This is a genomic window from Stenotrophomonas sp. PS02297, assembly GCF_029959705.1.
GTDB lineage: Bacteria > Pseudomonadota > Gammaproteobacteria > Xanthomonadales > Xanthomonadaceae > Stenotrophomonas > Stenotrophomonas nitritireducens.
Window position 1 is genome coordinate 1 of sequence record NZ_JASCOS010000175.1, and the last position, 5,157, is coordinate 5,157.

5 protein-coding genes are annotated in these 5,157 nt (G+C 71.2%); all 5 read left to right on the forward strand.

What is annotated here, in order from left to right; translation table 11 throughout:
* The first annotated feature begins 143 nt into the window (after positions 1 to 143).
* The 5 genes from QMX80_RS18180 (at position 144) to QMX80_RS18200 (ending at position 5,061) form a co-directional block, all read left to right on the forward strand.
* Positions 144 to 902, forward strand: coding sequence for an N-acetylmuramoyl-L-alanine amidase (locus tag QMX80_RS18180; protein WP_282278587.1), 759 nt, complete (start codon positions 144 to 146; stop codon positions 900 to 902).
* Between the two features lie 10 nt (positions 903 to 912).
* Positions 913 to 3,000: a hypothetical protein gene (locus tag QMX80_RS18185; RefSeq protein WP_282278589.1), complete on the forward strand. Its 2,088-nt coding sequence runs from the start codon at positions 913 to 915 to the stop codon at positions 2,998 to 3,000.
* 155 nt (positions 3,001 to 3,155) lie between these two features.
* Positions 3,156 to 3,854 carry a M15 family metallopeptidase gene (locus QMX80_RS18190; RefSeq protein ID WP_282278590.1) on the forward strand — a complete coding sequence of 233 codons (699 nt, stop codon included), beginning with the start codon at positions 3,156 to 3,158 and terminating at the stop codon, positions 3,852 to 3,854.
* A 264-nt stretch (positions 3,855 to 4,118) separates the two neighbouring features.
* A complete protein-coding gene (locus QMX80_RS18195; RefSeq protein WP_282278591.1) occupies positions 4,119 to 4,499 on the forward strand; it encodes a hypothetical protein in 381 nt (126 codons plus the stop codon).
* Positions 4,500 to 4,722: 223 nt separating this feature from the next.
* Positions 4,723 to 5,061 (forward strand): hypothetical protein, encoded by a 339-nt coding sequence (locus tag QMX80_RS18200; RefSeq protein ID WP_055770872.1) that lies wholly within the window; start codon positions 4,723 to 4,725, stop codon positions 5,059 to 5,061.
* The last annotated feature ends 96 nt before the right edge of the window (positions 5,062 to 5,157 follow it).

Here is a 5,157-nt window from a genome sequence, read left to right on the forward strand (position 1 = left end):
CCCCGGGGGCGCGGGGGCGCGGCCCGGGTGGGCCCCGCCCGGCACCGCGGGGCCCACGAAAGCGTTTCCTCCGCGTTGTCGGCAGGCCGCGCGCCGGTCCTGCCTCGATCCACGCACCACACCGTTGTGCAAGCGAGGCGTTGATGAAAATGTCCACCAAGCTGTTGCTCCCGGCCGCGCTGCTGGCCCTGCTCACCGCCTGCGGCCACACGCCCCCGCGCAACCCGATGGCGACCTGGGTGCCTTCACCCAACCAGGACGTGCGCCGGCCCAACCTGATCGTCATCCACTTCACCGAGCAGCATTCGGTGCAACAGAGCCTGGACACACTGCGCAGCCGCAACAGCGGCGGCCCGGTCAGCGCGCACTACCTGATCGGTGCCGACGGCAGGAATTACCAGCTGGTCAGCGACGAGCGCCGCGCCTGGCATGCCGGCTCCGGCAGCTGGGGATCGTTCACCGACCTCAATTCCGCTTCCATCGGCATCGAACTGGACAACGACGGCAAGTCGCCGTTCGCCGAGGCGCAGATCCAGAGCCTGCTGGTGCTGCTGGAAGACCTGTGCACGCGCCTGCGCATCCCGCGCGCCCAGATCATCGGCCACCAGGACCTGGCGCCGACGCGCAAGCCCGATCCGGGCCCGCTGTTCCCGTGGAAGCGCCTGGCCGAGGCCGGCTTCGGCCGCTGGCCGGCCGCCGACGCGCCGCCGGCGCCGGACGGATTCGATCCGTGGACCGCGCTGCGCCTGATCGGCTATCCGCTGGACGACCGCGCCGCCACGGTGCGCGCCTTCCGCAACCATTTCCGCGGCCAGGGCGGCAGCGAACTGGACGCCGAGGACCTGCGCATCCTGCATGCGCTGGCCTCGCGCGATCCCGCTGCTTCCACCGCGAACCAATGAGGCCGGCCGCATGACCCGACCGAACCGCGCACTCCCCCCCCGTACCGGACGCATCGCCATGACGTTCGCCCTGAGCCTGGCGGCGATCAGCCCGGCCGCTCTCGCCGCCGATGCCGGCGACCGGCTGGGCCTGCCGCCGTCGCCGGCATCGACCGAGTTCGTGCAGCAGCGCACCCAGTTCCAGCTGCACACGCTGCTGACCGAGCAGCGCCACCCCAAGACCTGGAACCTGAGCGAAGCGGCGGCGACCGATCCGGCGCAGGCGCTGTCGCAGCTGTTCTCGGTGGACGAGGACGTGGCCCGCGCCTTCGCCGCGCTGGCCGACGATCCGCAGCGCATGGCGAAACTGCACGCGGCATCAGGCGCGGTGCAGCGCGCGCTGCGCGACGGCCATCGCATCTATTTCTACGGCACCGGCTCCACCGGACGCCTCGCCGAGACGCTGGAAAGCGGCATATGGCGCCCGTTCTGGAACCGCATGCAGGCCGATCCGGCGTGGCCGCGCATCGCCGCCAGGCTGCCGGCCAACCTCGGCGAGCGCGTACGCGGCGAGATCACCGGCGGCGACCGCGCGCTGATCAGTTCGCTGGAAGGCTTCGAGGACCTGCAGCTGATCGGCGCGCTGCAGATGCGCGACGACGGCATCGGCGTCGACGATGTGGTGTTCGCGGTGACCGAAGGCGGCGAGACCTCGGCGGTGATCGGTACCGCGCTGGCCGCCGCCGAGGAGCGCGGCCAGGGCACCGACCGCGTCTGGTTCGTCTACAACAACCCGGACGAGGTGCTGCGCCCGTTCGAGCGCAGCCGGCGCGTGCTCGACGACGCGCGCATCCACAAGATCGCGCTGCCGACCGGTCCGCAGGCGATCACCGGCTCCACCCGCATGCAGGCCACCACCACCAGCCTGTACGCGCTGGGGCTGGTGCTGGAGGACGCCCTGCGCGCGCTGCTGCTGCCGCACCTGCCGGCGGCCGACGCGCAGCGCCTGGGGCTGGACGCGAAGGACAGCATCGAAAGCCGCCTGCGCGGCTTCGCCGGACTGCAGCGCAGCGTGGCCGCCAGCGCGCCGCAGCTGGCGCCATGGACCGTGCGCGAAGCGCAGGCCTATACCGACGGCCGCCACGCCACCTACCTGGCCGGCGAAACGCTGATGCCGGTGTTCGTGGACGTGACCGAGCGCGCGCCGACCTTCCGGTTGGCGCCACTGGACCGCACCGACACCGCGCCGCCGGCGTCGTGGATCCGAGTGTGGGCGCCGGTGGCGACGCCGCAGGCCGCGTGGGACGCCCTGCTGCACCGCCCGTTCCACGGGCTGGATGCAACGCAGTACCGCCCGCAGTTCGAGCAGAAGGTGGACGACCCGGCGCTGCGCGGCACCGCGCTGCGCAGCCTGGAGCGCGCCGGCGCCGAGCAGCAGGCCCTGTACGACCTGTCCTGGTCGCCGGCCAACCGCGAGCGCCTGCCGCCGCAACCGGGCGACCTGGGCGTGCTGCTGCGTTATGCCGGCGAACCGGTGGACGCGCTCGCGCGGCAGTGGTGGCAGGCGTTCGGCGATGCCGGTGCTGGCCGGCTCACCGTCACCGTGGGGCATGGCGCGGCTTCGGGCGATGCCTTGAAGGGCCTGGACGGCGCGGCGCAGGGCATCGCGCTGGACCTGCCACAGCGGCGCGACCCGCTCGGCCTTGACCGCACGCTGGCGTTGAAGATGCTGCTCAACGCGCATTCGACCGCGGTGATGGCGCGGCTCGGGCGCACGGTCGGCAACACCATGACCGCGGTGCAGCCGGGCAATCTCAAGCTGATCGGCCGCGCCACCTACCTGATCCAGTCGCACGTCAACGCCGTGCTTGATGGCAAGCTCTGGAGTGCCCGGCACGGCGCCACCGCGCCGCTGAGCTATGCCGAGGCCAACGCCGTGCTGTACGAGGCGATCGAGCAGCGCGCGCGCCTGCCCGAGGCGGCGCAGCTGCCCGAGGTGGAACTGGCGATCGTCGCCGTGCTCGAGCGCCTGGACAGCGGCAAGCCGCTGGACTGGGCCGGTGCCGCACGGCAACTGCGCGACAAGGGCCTCAACGGTTATCTGCGCGAGCGGAATTGACCGGCGAGGCCACGCGGAGCGAGGCGGGTCGCGACCGGGTACTGATGCGGATTCCTCGGCTTGTGCGTGGATCCGGGCATCGGCAACCCCGGCCGCGACTTCTCGCCCCTGGCCATCCAGCGCTGCCCCGGCAAGCGAGTCCACAGGAGATCTCCATGCATCCCCGAGCCCATGCACTGCTTCTGCTGCTGGCCTGCGCAAGCGCGCAGGCGGCACCGGCGGTATCACCGGCCACCACGCCGGCACAGGCCGGCATGCTCGATGTCGCCACGCTGGCACCGGGCTTCTCGCTGGACATGCGCTATGCCGGCAGCGACAACTTCACCGGCCGCCCGGTACCCGGCTACGACGCGCCGCGCTGCTACCTGCTCGAACCCGTCGCGCAGGCGCTGGCGCGCGTGCAGCGCACGCTGCAGGCGCAGGGCCGCGCATTGCGCCTGTACGACTGCTATCGCCCGGTGCGGTCGGTGCAGTCGTTCGTCGCCTGGGCGCACGATCCGGCCGACCAGCAGGCCAAGCCCCGCTACTACCCGAACATCGACAAGAGTCGTTTGCTGGACGGCTATATCGCCGAGCACTCCGGCCACAGCCGCGGCGCCACCGTCGACCTGGGCCTGCTCGACTGCCGTGAGGACGGCTGCGTGGAAGTGGACATGGGCACCGGCTTCGACCGCTTCGATCCGCTGGCCCATACCGACAGCCCGGACATCACCCCGCAGCAGCGCCGCAACCGCCAGCTGCTGCTGGACGCGATGCGCGCCGAGGGCTTTGCCAACTATCCGATGGAATGGTGGCACTACACCTTCCGGCCCGAGCCGACGCCCGATACCGCCTACGATTTCCCGGTACGGTAGCGCCCGGCCAGGCGTCACGCCTCCTGTAGAGCGGGGCAACGCCCGGCTGGGGCTTCACCGGGAAGGTCCCGCCGGGTGTTGTCCAGCACCGCAGCGCCACGGCGATCCATCCGCCTTGTAGAGCGGGGCAACGCCCCGCCGAGGCATTCCGGCAATACCCGCCCGGCGCCGCAGGATCTTCAACGCCCGGTCGCGGCCCGCGCGTTCCTGCAGACATCGCGCAGCCGGCTACACTGCGGCTCCCTGTGACCGCGACCCACACCGATGAACCTGGAACTGCACTACGGCCTGCCGGGCTCGCTCGAAGCCGCGCTGATCGCGCTGGCGATCGGCTTCGTGGTGTTCTTCCTGTGGTGGCAGGTCTGTCGCCGTGCCGGCCTGTCGCAAGGGCACGCGATCGCGTGGGCCAGCCTGGCCGCGGTCGCCATCGGCGCCGGCGTGGACTGCTGGAACCTGTTCTACCTGGGCATGGTGCAGCTGGAGTCGCCGCTCTATGCGCGGCTGGCGCTGGCCGGCATCCACGATCCGGACCAGCTGGGTACGCGCGTGGTGCTGGAAGTGGCCGGGGCGCTGGTCGGCGTTGGGCTGGGATGGCGGGCGTTCAGTCCGCACGCCGCGTCGGAAGACGACAAACCCAGGGGGTAATCGTGCCCGGACAGGCCTGCGCGTACCGTGGATGGAACGCCCGAATGCGCGCCTTACCTGCGGCTCACGGCGCGCTAACCAGGGCGGTAGCCGCTTGTCGGCGTGCGTTGGTTAACAGCATGTTTTCCGCGCTTCCGCAGGGTGCATGCGATTCAGGACGGGCCTGCAAGGGTGGCGGCGTGCGGAATCACCGCGCTTTCCAGACCGCAGGAGGAAACACCCGATGACCGTTCGCAACCGCAATCCGCTGTTCGCCCTCGTCGCCGCCGTCGGTGCCGCACTGGCCCTTCCGGCCATGGCCCAGGACACCCGGGCCGAGCAGGAGCGCCAGGCGCAGGAACAGGCGGCGCAGGCACGGCAGGACACCGCCGCCGACGCATCGGCCAGTGGCAACGACCAGTCGTGGGCCAGCCTCGATGCCGACGGCGATGGCAGCATCAGCCGCACCGAGGCGCAGGCCCATGCCGGGCTGGCGCGGATCTTCGATGCCGCCGATGCCGACAAGGACGGCAAGCTGACTCCGGATGAATACCGGGCCTATACCGCCTCGCAGCAGAAGTAACGCACCGGCGGCGACGCCGCCATGCACCGGAAGAGCGGCCCGGAGGCCGCTCTTCCATTTCAGCCCCCCCACGCGGTTTGTAAACAGTGGGGCAGT